The organism is Pseudomonas sp. NPDC007930 (assembly GCF_042958985.1).
Lineage (GTDB): Bacteria > Pseudomonadota > Gammaproteobacteria > Pseudomonadales > Pseudomonadaceae > Aquipseudomonas.
Map to the genome: position 1 here is coordinate 435,681 of NZ_JBIBKC010000003.1, position 17,595 is coordinate 453,275.

At 64.8% G+C, this 17,595-nt stretch carries 18 protein-coding genes; 14 read left to right on the forward strand and 4 right to left on the reverse strand.

The features are described 5' to 3' along the window. The first annotated feature begins 47 nt into the window (after positions 1-47). The 9 genes from ACFZCE_RS09510 to ACFZCE_RS09550 all read left to right on the forward strand — a co-directional run bounded on the left by ACFZCE_RS09510 (position 48) and on the right by ACFZCE_RS09550 (position 10,950). Positions 48-620, forward strand: coding sequence for a hypothetical protein (locus tag ACFZCE_RS09510; RefSeq protein WP_390938300.1), 573 nt, complete (start codon positions 48-50; stop codon positions 618-620). 47 nt (positions 621-667) lie between these two features. After that, the gene (gene imm45, locus ACFZCE_RS09515) at positions 668-994 is read left to right on the forward strand and encodes an Imm45 family immunity protein (protein ID WP_390938302.1); all 327 of its coding nucleotides are present in this window, start codon (positions 668-670) and stop codon (positions 992-994) included. A gap of 297 nt (positions 995-1,291) precedes the next feature. Next, positions 1,292-1,795 carry a sigma-70 family RNA polymerase sigma factor gene (locus ACFZCE_RS09520; protein ID WP_390938304.1) on the forward strand — a complete coding sequence of 168 codons (504 nt, stop codon included), beginning with the start codon at positions 1,292-1,294 and terminating at the stop codon, positions 1,793-1,795. Positions 1,796-1,863: 68 nt separating this feature from the next. Continuing rightward, positions 1,864-2,844, forward strand: coding sequence for a FecR domain-containing protein (locus ACFZCE_RS09525; protein WP_390938306.1), 981 nt, complete (start codon positions 1,864-1,866; stop codon positions 2,842-2,844). A 175-nt stretch (positions 2,845-3,019) separates the two neighbouring features. Beyond that, the gene (locus ACFZCE_RS09530; protein WP_390938308.1) at positions 3,020-5,767 is read left to right on the forward strand and encodes a TonB-dependent hemoglobin/transferrin/lactoferrin family receptor; all 2,748 of its coding nucleotides are present in this window, start codon (positions 3,020-3,022) and stop codon (positions 5,765-5,767) included. 64 nt (positions 5,768-5,831) lie between these two features. Next, positions 5,832-6,440: a heme acquisition protein HasA gene (locus ACFZCE_RS09535; RefSeq protein ID WP_390938310.1), complete on the forward strand. Its 609-nt coding sequence runs from the start codon at positions 5,832-5,834 to the stop codon at positions 6,438-6,440. Positions 6,441-6,520: 80 nt separating this feature from the next. Continuing rightward, complete coding sequence (locus ACFZCE_RS09540; protein WP_390938312.1) at positions 6,521-8,275, forward strand: type I secretion system permease/ATPase; 1,755 nt, start codon at positions 6,521-6,523, stop codon at positions 8,273-8,275. Further along, on the forward strand, positions 8,275-9,618 hold the full coding sequence (locus ACFZCE_RS09545) for an HlyD family type I secretion periplasmic adaptor subunit (protein WP_390938314.1): 1,344 nt from the start codon (positions 8,275-8,277) through the stop codon (positions 9,616-9,618). Before ACFZCE_RS09540 ends, ACFZCE_RS09545 begins: the two co-directional genes overlap by 1 nt. Positions 9,619-9,621: 3 nt before the next feature. Then, complete coding sequence (locus ACFZCE_RS09550; protein WP_390938316.1) at positions 9,622-10,950, forward strand: TolC family outer membrane protein; 1,329 nt, start codon at positions 9,622-9,624, stop codon at positions 10,948-10,950. A 4-nt stretch (positions 10,951-10,954) separates the two neighbouring features. On the opposite strand, the gene ACFZCE_RS09555 is transcribed toward ACFZCE_RS09550, so the two are convergent. Both ACFZCE_RS09555 and ACFZCE_RS09560 read right to left on the reverse strand, forming a co-directional pair. After that, complete coding sequence (locus ACFZCE_RS09555; RefSeq protein ID WP_390938642.1) at positions 10,955-11,299, reverse strand: DUF454 family protein; 345 nt, start codon at positions 11,297-11,299, stop codon at positions 10,955-10,957. Positions 11,300-11,339: 40 nt separating this feature from the next. Beyond that, the gene (locus tag ACFZCE_RS09560) at positions 11,340-11,933 is read right to left on the reverse strand and encodes a biliverdin-producing heme oxygenase (RefSeq protein ID WP_390938317.1); all 594 of its coding nucleotides are present in this window, start codon (positions 11,931-11,933) and stop codon (positions 11,340-11,342) included. A gap of 184 nt (positions 11,934-12,117) precedes the next feature. Between ACFZCE_RS09560 and hemE the strand changes: the two genes are divergently transcribed. Further along, positions 12,118-13,182 (forward strand): uroporphyrinogen decarboxylase, encoded by a 1,065-nt coding sequence (hemE, locus tag ACFZCE_RS09565; RefSeq protein WP_390938318.1) that lies wholly within the window; start codon positions 12,118-12,120, stop codon positions 13,180-13,182. Positions 13,183-13,245: 63 nt separating this feature from the next. Further along, positions 13,246-13,605: a NirD/YgiW/YdeI family stress tolerance protein gene (locus ACFZCE_RS09570; protein WP_390938320.1), complete on the forward strand. Its 360-nt coding sequence runs from the start codon at positions 13,246-13,248 to the stop codon at positions 13,603-13,605. 151 nt (positions 13,606-13,756) lie between these two features. Here ACFZCE_RS09570 and ACFZCE_RS09575 read toward each other — a convergent pair whose 3' ends face one another. Beyond that, positions 13,757-15,022 (reverse strand): MFS transporter, encoded by a 1,266-nt coding sequence (locus tag ACFZCE_RS09575; protein WP_390938322.1) that lies wholly within the window; start codon positions 15,020-15,022, stop codon positions 13,757-13,759. A 119-nt stretch (positions 15,023-15,141) separates the two neighbouring features. Between ACFZCE_RS09575 and ACFZCE_RS09580 the strand changes: the two genes are divergently transcribed. The 3 genes from ACFZCE_RS09580 to ACFZCE_RS09590 all read left to right on the forward strand — a co-directional run bounded on the left by ACFZCE_RS09580 (position 15,142) and on the right by ACFZCE_RS09590 (position 17,100). Continuing rightward, positions 15,142-16,035, forward strand: coding sequence for a LysR substrate-binding domain-containing protein (locus ACFZCE_RS09580; protein WP_390938324.1), 894 nt, complete (start codon positions 15,142-15,144; stop codon positions 16,033-16,035). 191 nt (positions 16,036-16,226) lie between these two features. Then, positions 16,227-16,613, forward strand: a complete 387-nt coding sequence (locus tag ACFZCE_RS09585) for a hypothetical protein (RefSeq protein ID WP_390938326.1) — start codon at positions 16,227-16,229, stop codon at positions 16,611-16,613. A gap of 238 nt (positions 16,614-16,851) precedes the next feature. Continuing rightward, positions 16,852-17,100: a BrnA antitoxin family protein gene (locus ACFZCE_RS09590; RefSeq protein ID WP_390938328.1), complete on the forward strand. Its 249-nt coding sequence runs from the start codon at positions 16,852-16,854 to the stop codon at positions 17,098-17,100. A gap of 52 nt (positions 17,101-17,152) precedes the next feature. Here the strand turns inward: ACFZCE_RS09590 and ACFZCE_RS09595 are convergent, their stop codons facing one another. Continuing rightward, on the reverse strand, positions 17,153-17,593 hold the full coding sequence (locus tag ACFZCE_RS09595; RefSeq protein WP_390938330.1) for an excinuclease: 441 nt from the start codon (positions 17,591-17,593) through the stop codon (positions 17,153-17,155). Positions 17,594-17,595 lie beyond the last annotated feature (2 nt).

Below are 17,595 nucleotides of genomic sequence, written 5' to 3' on the forward strand. Positions count from 1 at the left end.
GGCAAAGTGTGATATTCAACTCGACACTCTAACAAGTGGGTTCCGGAATGACACTATCTAAATGCTTTTCAATATCGTGGTTTGCTCCAGTTGTGCCATCCATATCTCTCGCAGGTATACCGCTTGGTGCGAGCGACGAAGTGCTGTCTCGTGTATTTCTCGAGTATTTGGTTGATGCAAGTGGCCAACTTTATAAATTTGAGGGTTCGCCAATTCTCCGATTGAGAACTCGTGGCTTGGACGAGTTTGGAAACGGCGGCTACTCTTTTTTCCTGTTTGACGACTCCGTTGTCAATGAGATGTTAAAAGGAACACCTGCTCTATCAGTGATGATCAGAGGGGGGAGGGTTTATGCCGTTAAGGTGTATGATTTTAGTTTTCCTGGGGACCGTTCGCAAAATCTTGTCTACAAAGGCACTTCGCCAGGAGGTGTTGGTTTAGGTAATCTGGTTTCAGATTTATTGCCGTTTGCAATTTTGAATTTTGATAGTGCTGAAGAGTGGTTTTGTACCGATCAGAATTATGGAGGGCTGGAGGTTACCGGTTGGGGAGTCCCGCTGGAAGATCATCCAGATCAAATCATCACTGCGTTGTGTGTGATTTCAGGGGTTATTGGCTAATTCGCTTGCGGAAAAGCCGGTGTGCATGACCTTAGGGTAAGGTAATTATGAAACGTATCAGGCTTCAAGAGTTTCCCGAAGATGTAATTCCTCGAGGTAGTCTGTTAAGAGTGCAGGGTGCTTATCCTTATGAAAAATCAGTGGATTTCATGTTGTTTGATTCCAATGATCAAGAAAGCCCTACCGGCCTTATGGTTACTACTGGCTACAAGGCCGGGCTGACTTTAGTGCTCCTACCTAAAGAAGCAGCACCCTTTCCCGGTGCGCTGAGCAAGGCTTGGTTAGTTAAGAACTGGGATTTTTGGGTATATCCAGAATGTCAATTATCCAATGTATTGCTAATTTTTGGATATGATGCTGATGGGGCGATCTGAGAGCCTGCGAATAGATAGGGTGAGTATGCCCCGCCAGAGAGCCTTTGGGACGGATTCCTCGAAGTAGTTGTTGAGGGTAAAGTGTGCTTATCCCTATGAAAAACCGTTAGATTTCATGCTGTTTTATTTCAACAATCACTAAAGCCCCATCAGCCTTGTTGTGATTACCGGCTACAAAACCAACCTATTTTTAGTGCACTTTCCTAAAGAAGCAGCCCTCTCACCCTCAAATGCGACAAATTCTCAACAAAATCCGCTACCATAGCCCCCCCACGCGAGCCTTGCCAGGATGCAACCTTGTCCGAAACCGACCTCAAGCGTTTGTTCCAGCTGCACGCCCAGCCCCTGCAGCTCTACCTGCGGCGCAAGGGCAGTGACCTGCACCTGGCCGCAGACCTCACCCAGGAGAGCTTCGTACGCCTGGCCGAGCAGCGCGACCTTGGGGCGATCGGCAATGTGCAGGCCTGGTTGTACCGCACCGCGCAGAACCTGTTCATCGACCACCTGCGCCAGCAGCAGCGGCGCAAAACCGACAGCGTGGGGCACGATGAGCTGGCTGGCATTCTCGAAGATGTGCCCACCCTCGACGAGCGCAGCATCGAGGCGCAGCACCGCCAGCGGCTGCAGCAGGCGGTGGCGCGGTTGCCCGAGCGTACGGGCGAGATTTTCCGCCTCAACCGCCTGGAAGGGCTGACCTACGCCGAAGTGGCGGCGCGCTTGGGGATTTCCGAAAGCTCGGTGCAAAAGCACCTGGCCAAGGCGTTGGCCGAGGTGATGCGCCTGCTGCAGGTGCCCACATGAGTGGCCCGTTACCGGAAATACCGTTGCCGAACGTCTCATCGATAACCAGAAAAAACAGAGCCTAGCCCGTGACCAGCCAAGCACCTGACCAGGAGCAAATCCGCGATGCCGCCGCGCTTTGGGCGGTACGCTTGAACGAAGGGGTTTTGCCGCCCGATGCCCGTGGCGAGCTGAACGCCTGGAAGGCCGCCGACCCACGCCATGTGGCCGCGCTGGAGTTCGCCCTCAGCACCTGGGCGGCGCTCGGCGACCTGGCAGCGCCTACGGCTGCGCCAGCACCTGCCCACCTGCCCGCGGCCCGGCCGGTGCGGCGGCGGCGCTGGCGTGGCGCGGCGGTGGCGGCAGTGTTGCTGCTGGCGCTTGGCGTGGCGCTGCCGGGCGCGCGGCAAGCCTGGGCGCCGTTGTTCGCCGATTACGCCAGCGGCACCGGGCAGGTGCGCAGCCTCGACCTGCCCGACGGCAGCCAGGTGACGCTCGACGCGCAAAGCGCATTTGACCTGGCGTACACCGCCAGCGAGCGGCGCATCCGCCTGTTGCGCGGGCAAGCGGTGTTCACGGTGGCGCCCAGGGTGGGTGCCGAGCAGCGGCCGTTCGTGGTCGAGTACGCCGGCGCCACCACCCGTGCGCTGGGTACCCAGTTCGTGGTGGGCGAGGGCGGCGGCGGGGCCTGGGTTGGCGTGCTCGAGCACAGCGTGGCGGTGGCGCTGGCCAGCCCGCCGCGCCAGGGCGAGGCGCAGCGGGTGGTGCAGCAGGGGCAAAGCGTGAGCTACAGCGCCGCGGGCGGGGTGCAGCCGCTCAGCCTCGATGTAACCCGCGCCACGGCTTGGCGCCAGGGCCAGGTGATCTTCGAGCGCGAGCCGTTGCAGGCGGTGGTCGCGCGCCTGCAACGCTACGCGCCGGGGCATATCGTGATCGCCAACCGCGCCCTGGCCGCCCGTGAGGTCAGCGGGCTGTTTCGCCTCGACAGCCTCGGCGGCCTGGCCGACACCTTCAGCCGCGAGCTTGGCGCCCGCCAGTTCAACCTGCCCGGCCTGACCGTACTCTACTGACCCTTCCAGCCCGCGCCAGCTCTGGCGCGCGGCCGCCCGCTGAAAACCTTCCTGAAAAAAAACCGGGAAAAACCTTACTGGGTTTTTGCCGGTGGCGCGTCTTTGTTTCCGAGCCGAACAAAATGATAGTGATTTGCATTCGCTGCCATACAACGAGAAGCATCAGGACGCACCAATGGATACAACCCCCCGCCTGCCACGCCGTACCCCCTTGGCAGCCGCCGTGACTCTGGGCCTGCTGGCCCTTGCCTGGTACCCCGCCCATGCCGCGCCGGCTACGGCTGCCGCGGCCACCGCGCACACCGTGCGCGTGCCGTTCAACATTCCCGCCCAGCCCCTCGGCGAGGCCGTGCTGGCCTATGCCGAACAGGCTGGGGTGCAGGTGTTCTTCGAAAGCACCCGCCTGGCCGGCCTGCGCAGCATGGCCGTGACCGGCGAGCATACCCCGCGCGAGGCCCTGGCCTTGCTGCTGGGCAGCAACCCAGTGAGCTACAGCTTCCAGAACGAGCACAGCGTCAGCCTCGAGCGCCTGCAAGCCCAGGGCGACGCCCTGCTGCTCGGCCCGGTCGACATCACCGGCCGCACTGAAACCGCCCAGGATCGGGTATTCGAAACCCCGCGCTCAGTGGCGCACATCGGCCGCGAGCAGATGGACCGGCACATCGTGCGCAACGCCGCCGACCTGCTCGAGGAAACCGAAGGCGTGTACAGCGCCGTGTCGCTGCGTGACCCGGGGCTGTCGGTGAACATCCGCGGCGTGCAGGACTACGGCCGGGTGAACATGAACATCGACGGCATGCGCCAGAACTACGCGCAGATGGGCCATCAGGCGCGCAACGGCACCATCTACGTAGACCCCGAGCTGCTCGGCGGGCTGGACATCTACAAAGGCAGTTCCGCGGCCCAGGGCGGGGCGGGGGTGTCGGGCGGCATTGCGACGTTTCATACCCTTGAGGTGGGCGACATCCTCGAGCCTGGCCAGGAAGTGGGCGGCCGCTTGCGCGCCAGCCATGGTATCGGCGCCGCGGCCAATGGCATGCATTTCACCGGCAGCAGCGTGTTCGCGGTGCGCAACGAGGTGTGGGATGGGGTGTTTGGCTACAGCGAACGCCACGTCGGCAACTACGATGCCGGCAGCAAAGGCACTGGCAACCTCAGTGATTTCATCGGCGGCCAGTACGATGGCCAATACGCCGCCGCCGGTGAGCGCTGGCGCCGGGACGAAGTGCAGTACGCAGGCTCCGTGCAGCGCTCGTACCTGGCCAAGTTTGGCCTGAACCTGCCGAACGACCAACGCCTGCAACTGACCCATGCCAACACCCGGGTGGGCTATGCCGACGCCAGTTGGGACCCGGTCAACTCCAACAGCACCGCTGCCACCGTCTACAAGCTCAACGGCAGCAACCAACTCGAAAGCAAAAGCACCGGCCTGGACTACAGCTACAGCCCTGATAACCCGCTGGTCGAGGTAAAGGCCAAGCTCTATTACGTCAGTACGCGCAACTTCCAGCGCAACGCCGCCACGCTCACCGTCGATGCCGCCACCGCCCACTACCGCACCGACACCTACGGCGTGCAGTTGGAAAACACCTCGCGCTTTGCCCTCGGCAAGGCCGGCACGCTGGCCTACAACTATGGCGGCGAGCTGTACCGCGACGCATTTCGCCCCAACAACTACGGCGACCTCGATGGCGATACCACCAAGCCCTACGCCACTGGGGTGAACCCCGACGGCGAACGCACCATGGCCAGCCTGTTCAACAACCTCACCTGGGATTACGGCGGTTGGCTGACCATGAGCGCCGGCCTGCGCTATGACCATTACCGCATGAGCGGCACTGCCGGGCTGACCCGCACCGGTGCTGGCGCCGAGGGTGAGTACGGCCTGGCGACCCGCACCTACACCTACGATGTGGATGAAAGCCAGGGGCGGTTTTCACCGTCGGCCAGCCTTGGCGTCAAGCCGGGCCTGGAATGGCTGCAACTGTACGCCAGCTACGGGCGTGGCTGGCGCCCGCCCACGGTGACCGAGGTGTTCACCAGCGGCCGCCCCCACGGTGGTGGCACCGAGCGGGTGTACCCCAACCCGTTCCTCAAGCCCGAGCGCTCGCGGGACTACGAAGTGGGCTTCAACATCGTCAAGGACTCGCTGTTCGTTAACGGTGACCGGCTGCGGGCCAAGGTGGCGTACTTCAACACCCGCATAGATGACTTTGCCTTCCTCGACCTGGCCATCGACACTCCGGGCGCCACGGTGCCCGCCTTCGGCTCGAAGATGGCTTATGTGAACAACCTTGAAACCACCCGCTTTCGTGGTATCGACTACAAGCTGAGCTACGACACCGGCCGTTACTACGGCGACCTGACCTACACCCATATGGTTGGCTCTAACACCTTCTGTGCCAACTCGGCCTACCTCGGCGGGATCGTTCAAAGCGACAGTTCGCAGCCCAGCATCCGCGTGCAAACCGGCACGCGAACGCTGGCCTCGGGGCTGGTGGTGCCGGTGTACAGCACTGTGCGCGCCTACACCGCCAATAACGAGGCCAATAGCCAGGTGCTGTGTGGCTCGATTTTCGGCAACGCCGCCTACATGCCGGCCGACCGTGGCGCCCTGACCGTCGGTAGCCGCTGGTTCGACCAAAGCCTCGACCTGGGCCTGCGCGTTCGCTACAGCGAGGGCGATACGGCCGACCAGAGCGAACAGAACAACAGCACCCTGAGCCAGCGCATCTGGCCCCGCTACCGGGTTTTCGATGCCTACGCCAGCTGGTGGGTGACTCCCAACCTGAACCTCGGCCTGCTTTTGGAAAACTTCACCGACCAGGCCTACCTGGTGGCGATGGGCGATTCCGGCAGCCTGACCAACCTCACCCTGGCCCGCGGGCGCACGCTGGTGGGCAGCATGGAGTATCGGTTCTAGCAGCTTCCCCCAAGGGAAACCGCGGCACGCCGGTTTGCGTGCCACCTCAAAAGGAAGAGAGACAATGGCAACCTTGAGCACTACCACTGCCTACAGCGCTTACACCCTGACTGACCTGGTCGAGGCCTGGGCGTATAACTTCGGCACCGCCGCCCATGGCGCTGGCAATACCGGTGGCTTCAACACCGGCTACCTGGCGGGCACCCAGTACGCCAGCTCCTCGGCCACCAGCTACGGCTTCATCGCCGAAAGCGACACCGGCCTGAGCTACAACATCCTCAGCCACGTGGTTACCGGCAACCTCGATAGCCTGGCGTTCGGCGAAGACCTCAACGGTACCAACCTCAATACCAGCAGCGGCAACTACACCCTGACCGACGTGACCTTCAGCATCACCGACCTGGGCTGGGACAGCAGCACCACCAACGCGGCGCTGGCCGACCTGCTCACCCTCGATGCCGACAACGGCGACGTGCTCAGCCAACTCTCCGACCTGCTGGCCGGGCTGGAAGATTCCTTCGCCAGCGCGATCGCCAGCTACAACAGCACCTATGGCGCCAGCGAAACCTTCGAGACCATCACCGTGGCCGAACTGGCCCAGGTGGGCGCGGCTGAGCTGGCCACCGTGGGTGTGGCGGCGTTCAGCGAAAGCGACCTGGCCCTGGCGGCCTGATGCCGGCACGCCGTTTCTGAACCGTTGTGTGGCGCCGAGGCCTGTGGGCCGCGGCGCCACCTCCTACCTGGACGCTTTCCATGCCTCGGCTTACCGCCAACGAATTTCTGATCGCCCTGCGCCAGTGCCGCGCGGGGTTCGCCAACGTGGCTGTGTTTTCGGCGGTGATCAACCTGCTGATGCTCACGCCCGCGGTGTACATGTTGCAGGTGTACGACCGGGTGCTGCCCTCGAGCAATGCCACCACCCTGGCCATGCTGACCCTGATGGTGGTGGGGATGTTTACCTTCATTGGGGTACTTGAGTGGGTGCGCAGCGCGCTGGTGATCCGCCTGGGCGTACGCCTGGACGCGCAGCTCGGCCAGCGTGTATTTGATGCCACCTTCGAACACAACCTGCGCGAGCCACGCCAGGCCAGCGCCCAGGCGCTGGCCGACCTGGCAAGCCTGCGCCAGTTCGCCACCGGCGGGGCGCTGTTCGCGTTCTGCGATGCGCCGTGGTTTCCCGTTTACCTGTTGGTGATCTTCCTGTTCAACCCGTGGCTCGGCCTGCTGGCGCTGGCCGGTGCCTGTGTACTCGGCGCCCTGGCGTACCTGAACCAGCGCCTGCAACGCCAGGCCATGGCCGAGGCTTCGCGCCTGGCCATCGCGGCCCAGCAACAGGCCCAGGGCAGCTTGCGCCAGGCCGATGCCATCGAGGCGATGGGCATGCTTGGCGCCATGCGTGAACACTGGGCGCGGCTGCAGCGGGGCGCGCTGGGCTGGCAAAACCACGCCAGCGAAACCAGCGCGCGCTTCACCGCGGCTGCCAAGTACGTGCGCCTGGCGCTGCAATCGCTGGTGCTCGGCCTGGGCGCTTGGCTGGCGCTGGACCAACAGATCACCGCCGGCATGATGATCGCCGGGTCGATCCTGATGGGCCGGGTACTCTCGCCGATCGACCAACTGATCGGCGTATGGCGGCAATGGGCACAGGCGCGGCTGGCCTATGAGCGGCTGAGCCAGTTGCTGCGGGCGCAGCCCCCGCGCCAGCCGGGCATGCCCTTGCCGGTGCCCGAAGGCCGCTTGCGGGTCGAGCAACTGGTGGCCTGCGCGCCCGGTAGCCAAGCCCCGTGCCTGCACCAGTTGGCCTTTAGCCTCGAACCCGGCGAGGTGCTGGGTGTGGTGGGCCCCTCGGGCAGCGGTAAGTCGACCCTGGCGCGCGCGATGGTTGGCATCGCACCGCCGCTCGCCGGCCACGTACGCCTGGACGGCGCCAGCCTGCAGCACTGGGACCGCGCCGCGCTGGGCCCACACATAGGCTACCTGCCGCAAGACGTACAGCTGTTCGCCGGCAGCGTGGCCGCCAACATCGCCCGCTTCGCCCAAGCCGACCCCGCGCAGGTGGTTGCCGCCGCGCGTTTGGCGGGGGTGCATGAATTGATCCTCCAACTGCCAGCCGGTTACGACACTGAGCTGGGGGAGGGCGGCGCTGGGTTGTCTGGCGGGCAAAAGCAGCGAGTGGGCCTGGCCCGGGCGCTGTACGGCGGGCCGGCATTGATCGTACTCGACGAGCCCAACGCCAACCTCGATGACGCCGGCGAGAAGGCCCTGCTGGCCGCCATCGAAAGCCTGCGCCAACAAGGCCGCACCGTGGTGCTGGTGACCCATAAGCCTGCCCTGCTGGCGGTGGCCGGCAAGTTGCTGGTACTCGCCGCTGGCCGCCAGCAAGCGTTCGGCCCCACCGCCGAAATCCTCAAGCCCGTGGCCCGCCCGGCAGCACCCGCGCCCAGGCCCAGCACCGCGTTCGGCCTGAACTACGCCGTGGCCCGCCCTGAACCGCAAGGAAAACAATGATGGCCGGTTCGGTCGCACCTTTCCCCCTGTCTACACCGCCAGCGCCGCCCCAGGCCCCCGCGCCCGCCGATGATCGCCGCTACTCACGCCTTGGCTGGGGCCTGTTGCTGGCCGGTTTCGGTGGTTTCGTGCTGTGGGCCGCGCTGGCGCCGCTGGATAAAGGCGTGGCCGTCAGCGGCCAGGTGGTGGTGGCCGGCAACCGCCAGGCGGTGCAACACCCCAGCGGCGGTATCGTGCAGCGCTTGTGGGTCAAGGAGGGTGACGCTGTCGAGGCCGGGCAGGTGCTGCTCAGCCTCGACACCACCCGCGCCGCGTCCGAGCGGCTGTCGCTGGGTACTCAGTACTTGAGCGCATTGGCCACCCAGGCGCGGCTCAGTGCCGAGCGCGATGGTTTGGACAGGGTCGAGTTCCCGTCAGCCCTGAGCGCCTCGGCGGCCACGGAGGTAGCGCCGATCATGGAACTGCAACGGCAACTGCTCTCCAGCCGCCGCGCAGCCCTGCGCCTTGAGCTGGCCGGGCTGGCGCAGAGCATCGCCGGTTACCAGGCCAGCCTGGATGCCACGCTCGCGGCTCAGCGCCAGCACCAACAGGCGGCCGCCTCCTTGGCGGGGCAGCTCGAAGGGCTGCGCGGGTTGGCGGCCCAGGGCTTCGTGGCGCGCAACCGGGTGCTGGAACTTGAGCGCCAGTACGGCCAGCTCAACAGTGATCTCGCGCAAGATGCCGGTAGCGCCGGCCGCACCCGTGGGCAAATCCTGCAGGCCCGGCTGCAGGCCGAGCAGCGCCGCGAGGAATACCAGCAAGACGTGCGCGAGCAACTGGCCGACGCCCGGGTACGGGCCGCCGACTTGCACAGCCGTTTGGGCAGCGCGGAATTCGAACTCGCCCATGCCCAACTGCGCGCGCCGGTGGCCGGCACGGTGGTGGGCCTGAACGTGTTTACCGAAGGCGGCGTGGTGGCCGCCGGCCAGCCGTTGATGGAGCTGGTACCGCGCGGCGCGCCGTTGTGGGTCGATGCCCGTGCCCCGGTTGACCTGGTCGACCGGCTGGCCCCCGGGCAGCGGGTCGAGTTGCTGTTCGTGGCCTTCAACCAAAGCCGTACGCCGCGGGTGGAGGGGCAGGTCAGCCTGGTATCGGCCGACCGGCTGGTCGACGAAAAAACCAACCAGCCCTATTACCTGGTGCGCGTGCAAGTGGCCGGCCCCGCCTTGAGCGCGTTGCAGGGCCAGGTGCTACGGCCGGGCATGCCGGTGGAGGCGTTCGTGCGCACGGGGGAGCGCTCGCTGCTGAGCTACCTGTTCAAGCCGCTGCTCGACCGCAGCCACCTGGCGCTGTCGGAGGAGTAAGCGATGCGTATTGCCCTGATGTTTACCCTGTTGCTGGTTGGCCGCGGCGCCTACGCGGTCGATGTACTCGACGCTTACGCGTTGGCGCTGCGCCACGACCCGGCCTTTCAGGCGGCGCTCCAGCAGCACGAGGCCGGCCTGCAGGAGCGTCGCATCGGCCTGGCGAACCTGCTGCCGAACCTCTCCTACGCCTACCAGACCGCGCGCAACCGCGCTGACGTGACCGCGCCAACGAGCACCGGTGGCGGCAGCGTGCACCGCAACTACACCAGCAGCGTGGGCGCGCTGACCCTGCAGCAACCGCTGTTCGACTACGCGGCCTGGGCCCAGTACCGCCAGGGCGTGGCCCGCGCGGCGCTGGCTGGCGAGCAGTTTCGGGGGCGCGGCCAAGCCTTGGTGGTGAGGGTGTTTGCCGCCTACAGCCAAGCCCTGCTGGCGGGCGAGCAAATCGACCTGGCCCGGGCACAACGGCGTGCCTACGCCGAGCAGTTGCAGATGAACCGGCATACCTTCGAGGCCGGAGAGGGCACGCGCACGGACATCCTGGAAACCCAGGCCCGCTTCGAACTGGCCCAAGCCCAAGAGCTGGAGGCCGGCGATGCCCTCGACGGGGCCCTGCGCGAACTGCAGGCCATGACTGGCGCGCCGGTCAGCCTGGAACAACTGGCGCCGCTGGCCGAGCCGTTCACGGTGCCCAGCTTGCAGCCGGCGCGCTTCGAAGCCTGGCGCGACCTGGCCATGCAGGCCAACGCCGAGCTGGCGGGGCAGCGCCATGGCCTGGAGGTGGCCGAGCAGGAAGTGGAGCGCCAGCGGGCAGGGCACCTACCCACTTTGAAGCTGTACGCCAGCGCACGGCGTACCCGCTCGGAAACCGAAAACACCTATGGCCAGGAGTACGACACCGGCAGCCTGGGCCTGCAAGTCAGTGTGCCGTTGTTTGCCGGCGGCGGTGTGCTGGCGGCCCAGCGCAAGGCCAGCGCGAGCTACGCCCAGGCAAACTACGAGTACGATGCGCAGCGCAACACGCTGCTCAATGACCTGCGCAAACAGTTCAACCTGTGTACCAGCGCGGTGGCGAAGGTCCGCGCCTACGGCTTTGCCGCCGAGGCTGCGCAGGCACTGGTCGAGGCCACGCGCCAGAGCGTGGCCGGTGGTGAGCGGGTCAACCTCGATGTGCTCGACGCGCAGCAGCAGCGCTACAGCGCCCGCCGCGACCTCGCCGAGGCGCGCTACGGTTACCTCAATGCCTGGCTGCAACTGAAGTACTTGGCCGGCCACCTCGATGAGGCAGACCTCGTAGCGGTCGCGCGGTTTTTCCAACGAGGGCAATGAGGGGTCACTTACGCCGCTCTGGCCGCGACCAGATAAACGCCGCGCCGCAGGCCATGCCGGCGGCGGCAAAGTACACCGACGGCCGATGGCTGACCGTCAGCACCATGATCGCCAGGCTGGCCAGCATAGCCACCGCCGAGGTGACCTTGGTGCGCCGGCTGATCACCCCGCCGTTGCGCCAGTTCAGCAGCATCGGCCCGAACAGCCGATGCTGCTCCAGCCACGCGGCCAGGCGCGGCGAACCGCGGCTGGCGGCCCAGGCGGCCAACAGCACGAACTCGGTGCAGGGCAAGCCGGGCAGGATCGCGCCAAGAAACGCCAGGCCGATGAACAGGTACGCCAGTGCTATCCAGCACCAGCGCAGCAGTAACGGCCGGGTGTTCGGCAGCTCAGCCAAAGCAACGCTCCAGGTGCGCGCCAAAGCGCTCGAAGGCCTCGATGGCGGCGGCCTCGGCCTTGCGCTCCTGCTCGGCGTCCAGGGCCAGGCCATCCAGCGCCTTGACGAAGGCCTTCCAGCCCTGGGCGCGGCCACCTTCCGGGGCGGCCAGGTGGCGCGCGCCGAACTGCTCGTTCAGTTCCAGCGCCGCGGCTTTCTTGAACAGGAACTCCGCGCCCAGCTTGGAGCCTTCAGACACGAAGATCCACGCCAGCGCCTCGCCCAGGCCCATCTCGCGGGCGCGGATGCTGTCGTCGCCCGCCGGCACCGGCACGCCGAAGTCGGCGAGGTCCAGCCGCGCCGCCTCGACCCGGCAGCGGGCGGGCAGGTCTTCCACGTGGGCGGCCAGCACCGGGCTGGCATAGAGGTGTTGCAGGTCGTACTGGAACAGGTACTGCGCGGCGACGAAACGGGCGAAGTTGTCGCGGCTGGCGAACGGTTCGCGCGCCTTTACCAGCGCCTCGAGGCGCTCGTGGGGGGCGTGGGTCACGGCGTTCAGGCGCTGCGATCGCAGCGGGTGGTGCAGTTGGGTTTGCGGTGCGCTCATGGGCGGGGGTCTCGCGGGTCAAGGTTGAAAGCGGGTGCCTCAATAGATAAGACGTATCAACCGCATTCAGCCAGTAATGCTTTGCGTCAAGCGCCAGGGCTTTTGCCCACCGGCCGTCCCGTTCGGCCGTGCCTTTTGTGCCTCGCTCTGCGAAAATGCCCGCACTTTTTTGCCGGATGCCGTTATGACTGCCCTGAAGAACGACCGTTTCCTGCGCGCGTTGCTGAAACAGCCCGTAGACGTCACCCCCGTGTGGATGATGCGCCAGGCCGGCCGCTACCTCCCTGAATACCGCGCCAGCCGGGCCATGGCCGGCGACTTCATGAGCCTGTGCAAGAACCCGGCGTTCGCCTGCGAGGTCACCCTGCAACCGCTGGAGCGCTACCCGCTCGACGCCGCGATCCTGTTCTCCGACATCCTGACCATCCCCGACGCCATGGGCCAGGGGCTGTACTTCGAAACCGGTGAAGGCCCGCGCTTTCGCAAGGTGATCAACACCCCGGCCGACATCGAAGCGCTGCCGGTGCCCAACGCCGAAACCGACCTCGGCTACGTGATGGACGCCGTGCGCACCATCCGCCAGGCGCTGAACGGCCGCGTGCCGCTGATTGGTTTTTCCGGCAGCCCATGGACGCTGGCCACCTACATGGTCGAAGGCGGCTCGTCGAAAGACTTCCGCAAAACCAAGGCGATGCTCTACGACACCCCCGAGGCCCTGCACCTGCTGCTGGATAAACTCGCCCAGGCGGTCACCGCGTACCTCAATGGGCAGATCCGCGCCGGCGCCCAGGCCGTGCAGATTTTCGACACCTGGGGCGGCGCGCTGTCGGCGGCGGCCTATGAAACCTTTTCGCTGGCGTACATGCGCAAGATCGTCAGCGGGCTGATCCGCGAACACGAAGGCCGCCCGGTGCCGGTGATCCTCTTCACCAAGAACGGCGGCCTGTGGCTCGAAAAAATCGCCGCCGCCGGTGCCGATGCCCTTGGCCTCGACTGGACCTGCGACATCGGCGAAGCGCGCCAGCGCGTCGGCCAGCAGGTGGCCCTGCAAGGCAACATGGACCCTAGCGTGTTGTACGCCAAGCCGGCGGCGATCCGCGCCGAAGTGGCGCGCATCCTCGCCAGCTACGGCAGCGGCAGCGGGCACGTGTTCAACCTCGGCCACGGCATCACCCCCGAGGTGGACCCAGCCCACGCCGGCGTGTTCATCGAGGCGGTGCACGAGCTGTCGACGCAGTACCACGGTTAAGGCTGGCTTCAGCTTGTGCGGTTAACGTGGGCCCATCTTCTTCAATAAAGATGGGTTCATGTGATGAAAACCAAGTTTATGCCTGCCGCCCTCCTGCTTCTGGCCAGCACCTCGGCGTTGGCCGCCACCCCCAGCGGTTATACCGGCCCCAACGCGGGCAATATCACCACGGTCGCCGCCGCCCACAATGCGCCGGACGACGCCCCGGTCACCCTGCAGGGCACGCTGGTGCAGAAGGTCAAAGGCGATACTTACGAGTTCCGCGACGCCACCGGTAGCATTCAGGTTGAAATCGACCACGACAAATGGCCGCAGGGCCGGGCGGTGAACGAAAACACCCCGGTGCGCCTGCATGGCGAGGTGGACAAAGACCTCACCAGCCGCGAGATCGATGTGGACCGGGTGGAGGTGGTGGAGGGGTAGGCGCGCGCAGGGCTTCAGGGCCCATCGCCCGGCACAGCCGGAGTGCCGGACCACGGCCTCCCACCAGATTTGTGTAAGTGCCTGATTTATCAGGAAACACAGAACCCGTGGGAGGCCGGCTGTGCCGGGCGAAGGGCCCTGAACCCTTACCTCAAGCCACATCCTTGGCCGTGGTCGGCAACACCCGCAGCTTCATCGCCACGGCAAACGCCACCAGCAGCAGCGCGCCGATAAACGCCCCCACGCCATTCCAGCCCCCCGCATGGTAAGCCACGCCACCGAGCGTGCCGGCCACGCTCGAGCCCACGTAATAGCTGAACAGGTACAGCGAAGACGCCTGCCCCTTGGCCCGTAGCGTGCGCCGGCCGATCCAACTGCTGGCCACCGAATGCGCGCCAAAGAAGCCAAAGGTGAACAACAGCATGCCCGGCAGGATCACCCCCAACTGCGGCGCCAGGGTCAGCGCCAGGCCGGCGGCCATGACCAGCAGCGACACCCAGAAGGTGGTGCGGCGGCCGTACTTGTCGGCCAGCGCGCCGACCTGCGCCGAGCTGTAGATGCCCGCCAGGTACACCACCGACAACAGCCCCACCAGCGCCTGGCTCATGTGGTACGGCTCGGCCAGCAGGCGGTAGCCGATGTAGTTGAACAGGGTCACGAAGCTGCCCATCAGCAGGAACGCCTCGAGGAACATCCACGGCAGCCCGGCATCCTTGAAGTGCACGGTGAACCCGTCGATCAACCCGCGTGGGTTCAACCGTTGCGGGCGGAAGTTGCGCGAGGCCGGCAGGCATTTGGCGAACACCACCGCCGCCGCCAGGGCCAGTACGCCGATCACCAGCATCGCCACCCGCCAACTGGTGAAGTCCACCAGCACCCCGGTGATCAAACGGCCGCTCATGCCGCCGATGGCATTGCCGCCGATGTACAGGCCCATGGCCAGGCCGATGTGCTCGGGGTGGATTTCTTCGCTCAGGTAGGTCATGCCCACCGCGGCCAGGCCGCTCAGCGACAACCCCACCAATGCGCGCATCAGCAGGATGCCCTGCCAACTGGGCATCACTGCGCTGAGCAGGGTGCACAACGCGGCGCAAAACAGCGCGGCGACCATCACCGGCTTGCGGCCGATGGCGTCGGATACCGGCCCGGTGACCAACAAGCCGATGGCCATCAGCCCGGTGGCGATCGACAACACCAGGCTGCTTTGCGCGGCATTGATCGCAAAGTCATGGCTGAGGATGGGCATCAACGGCTGCACGCAATACAGCAACGCAAAGGTGGCGAAGCCGCCGGCGAACAGCGCCAGCACGGTGCGCACGAAGGCCGGGGTGCCCTTTTCGATAAAGGCGTCTGGCAAGGGGGTGGTGGCGGTAGCAGGGGGAATGTGTTGCTCGCGCTCGGCGACGGCAGCTTTCACGGCGGGGGCCTCTGGGGTGTTACGGTTCAGCGATGTAAAAAGCATAAAGCGACAAAATTAATCCTTCCAATATATTATTCGACCTAATTGATAGGCTGTGCGACTCATTCGGAGGGGCCATGGAACTGCGCCATTTTCGTTACTTCGTGGCCGTGGCCGAGGCCCTGCACTTTGGCCGCGCCGCGCAGCAGCTGGGCATCTCCCAACCGCCCCTGAGCCAGCAGATCCAGGCGCTGGAAGCCCAGCTTGGGGTGCGCCTGTTCAACCGCACCAACCGCCGGGTGGAGTTGTCCGAGGCCGGCCGGTTGTTTCTCGACGAGGCCCGCCAGGTGCTGGCCCAGGTCGACAAGGCGGCCGACGTGGCCCGCCGCGCCCAGGCCGGTGAGCTGGGTGAGCTGAAAGTGGGCTTTACCTCTTCGGCGCCGTTCAGCTCGACCATTCCCCAGGCCATTCATCAGTTCCGCCGCGCCTTCCCGGCGGTGCAGCTCACCCTGCTGGAAATGAGCAGCCACGAGGTGGTGGCGCAAACCGCCGCTGGCCATGTAGACGTCGGCCTGACCCGCCCGGTGCCGTTGCCCGATAACGTCGAGATGCGCGAACTGTTCCGCGAGCCGCTGGTGGCCGTGCTGCCGGCCGGGCACCCGCTGGCCGAGATCAGCAGCGCCGGCATACCGCTGGCGGCCTTGGCCGATGAGCCTTTTGTGTTCTTCCCGCGCAATTACGGCAGCAGCGTGTACGCGCAACTGCTGCAGCTGTCGCGCAACGCCGGGTTCAGCCCGCGCTTCGCCCAGGAGGCCAGCGAGGCGATGACCATTATCGGCTTGGTCTCGGCGGGGCTGGGGGTGTCGGTGCTGCCGGCGTCGTTCCACTGGATGCGCATTGGCGGGGTGGTGTACCGGCGCCTGCTCGATGAAGGTGCGCAAACCGCAATCTGGTTGGTGCAACGCAAGGGCGTGAACGCCGAGATGGTCAGCGCCTTTGGCCGGTTGTTGACACTCTCTGAACTCACTTGATACGCACTTAACTCTTTATTGCCGTGGTTTTCACTAATCTTTGACCTTTGAACCGTTGAAGTGGGTACCGTGTACACGCCTTGTTATTTATTGGCGGTTGCGCCGAGAGGGGGCGCTCACGTTATAGTGTGCCCGCTTATGTTGCGGCGTTGTTATGCGCCACGAATGCCACGGATAAAAGTGAAACCACCATGCTGCACAGTGATCGCGCCGGCCAAGTTGTGACCAAACACCATGCCGCCCATTACCTTCAGGCCCACGCCGGCGATGAAAACCACTTCCTGCGGCAAATGATGCAGCAACTCGGCCTGCGCACCAGCCTGATGCGGCTGAAGGTGGTGTCGGTACTGCTGCACACCCCCAGCGAGATCGGCCTGCGCGCGCAAGACATCTGCGCCGCCCTGCAGCGCGACGTTGGCGTGGGGCTGAACCGCCCGAACGTGTACGACGTGCTGCGCCGCCTCGAGGCCGGCGGGGTGGTTGCGCGTACCGCGCAGCGCACCTATCTGATCACCGCCACCGCGGTGGCGCACTTGTCCGGGCAGATACACGACGTTGAACATGGGCCTGTTGTGTAAGTTTTGTAAACGCCCCATGGCACATTGAAATACTCCACTTCCCGGTTTATCCGGGCCCGCCGCCGGTGCATTTGTAAGTAAGGTAAAACTGCTTTTATTGTTAAACGGAATCACTATCTTTCGGGTGCGCTACAGGCGTGTGCGCTTTCTCGTTGCCCTCGAAGGATTTGACCGATGTCCAACTTGCTTAACTTGTCCCGGCCGCCGAGGAAAGCCACCCATCAGGAGGTCAGGCGCTATGTCCAACACATCCAAAACTGATTGGGATCGCCTTGCACGGCAAGGCGACCAAGACATCGATACCAGTGACATACCCGAGCTGGGGCCAGAATTTTTCGAGAGTGCTCAGGTGTATCTACCGGCAAAAAAAACCGTAACCATTCGCCTGGATGCTGATGTTCTGGAATGGTTCAAGGGGCAAGGCAGTGGCTATCAAACGCGCATCAATCAATTGCTGCGCCAATACATGCAGGCGCAGCAGCGGTAATCGGGGCGCTATGGGCGGCGCTGCAAGTGCCCAGTGGTGCCTTGCCTCACCTTTACTTCACCTTCGCCAAATCCCCTTTCAACGCCACCCCGCCGATGATCGCGCCAGCGTGGCATTCGAAGTTCACCGGGTCGGCGTGTTCGTTGCTTTTGTAGTAGCTGACGATGTTGGTCACTGCGTTGGCGCCTACCTTGTGGGCGGCTTCCTGCAGGGTCAGCAGGGCGCTTTGCAGGGCCCAGTTGCAGGCCTCTTCGTCGGTTTTGTTGAAGGCGTTGGTTTTCTTGTTGGTGATCGCGTTGGGGCTGACCACCTGGCCGGCCGGGCCGCTGCCCTTGAGGTAGAACTTCACGCTGCCGTCGAGCTTCTTCTCGGCGAGCATCTGCTGCACCACCGGCTGGAAGGGCAGCATGTGGGTGGTGTCACGGGCCTGGCTGAGGCTGGGCACGGTGGCCAGCAGCAGGGCGCTGGCGGCGATCAGGGCTTTGCTGTTCATGG

Bases quoted from the DNA above. Each gene is read 5' to 3' on its own strand.
- ACFZCE_RS09535 (WP_390938310.1), top strand. From the start codon at position 5,832: ATGGCAACCTTGAGCACTACCACTGCCTACAGCGCTTACACCCTGACT.
- ACFZCE_RS09570 (WP_390938320.1), top strand. From the start codon at position 13,246: ATGAAAACCAAGTTTATGCCTGCCGCCCTCCTGCTTCTGGCCAGCACC.
- imm45 (WP_390938302.1), top strand. From the start codon at position 668: ATGAAACGTATCAGGCTTCAAGAGTTTCCCGAAGATGTAATTCCTCGA.
- hemE (WP_390938318.1), top strand. From the start codon at position 12,118: ATGACTGCCCTGAAGAACGACCGTTTCCTGCGCGCGTTGCTGAAACAG.
- ACFZCE_RS09510 (WP_390938300.1), top strand. From the start codon at position 48: ATGACACTATCTAAATGCTTTTCAATATCGTGGTTTGCTCCAGTTGTG.
- ACFZCE_RS09530 (WP_390938308.1), top strand. From the start codon at position 3,020: ATGGATACAACCCCCCGCCTGCCACGCCGTACCCCCTTGGCAGCCGCC.
- ACFZCE_RS09540 (WP_390938312.1), top strand. From the start codon at position 6,521: ATGCCTCGGCTTACCGCCAACGAATTTCTGATCGCCCTGCGCCAGTGC.
- ACFZCE_RS09580 (WP_390938324.1), top strand. From the start codon at position 15,142: ATGGAACTGCGCCATTTTCGTTACTTCGTGGCCGTGGCCGAGGCCCTG.
- ACFZCE_RS09550 (WP_390938316.1), top strand. From the start codon at position 9,622: ATGCGTATTGCCCTGATGTTTACCCTGTTGCTGGTTGGCCGCGGCGCC.
- ACFZCE_RS09560 (WP_390938317.1), bottom strand. From the start codon at position 11,933: ATGAGCGCACCGCAAACCCAACTGCACCACCCGCTGCGATCGCAGCGC.
- ACFZCE_RS09585 (WP_390938326.1), top strand. From the start codon at position 16,227: ATGCTGCACAGTGATCGCGCCGGCCAAGTTGTGACCAAACACCATGCC.
- ACFZCE_RS09545 (WP_390938314.1), top strand. From the start codon at position 8,275: ATGGCCGGTTCGGTCGCACCTTTCCCCCTGTCTACACCGCCAGCGCCG.
- ACFZCE_RS09595 (WP_390938330.1), bottom strand. From the start codon at position 17,593: ATGAACAGCAAAGCCCTGATCGCCGCCAGCGCCCTGCTGCTGGCCACC.
- ACFZCE_RS09590 (WP_390938328.1), top strand. From the start codon at position 16,852: ATGTCCAACACATCCAAAACTGATTGGGATCGCCTTGCACGGCAAGGC.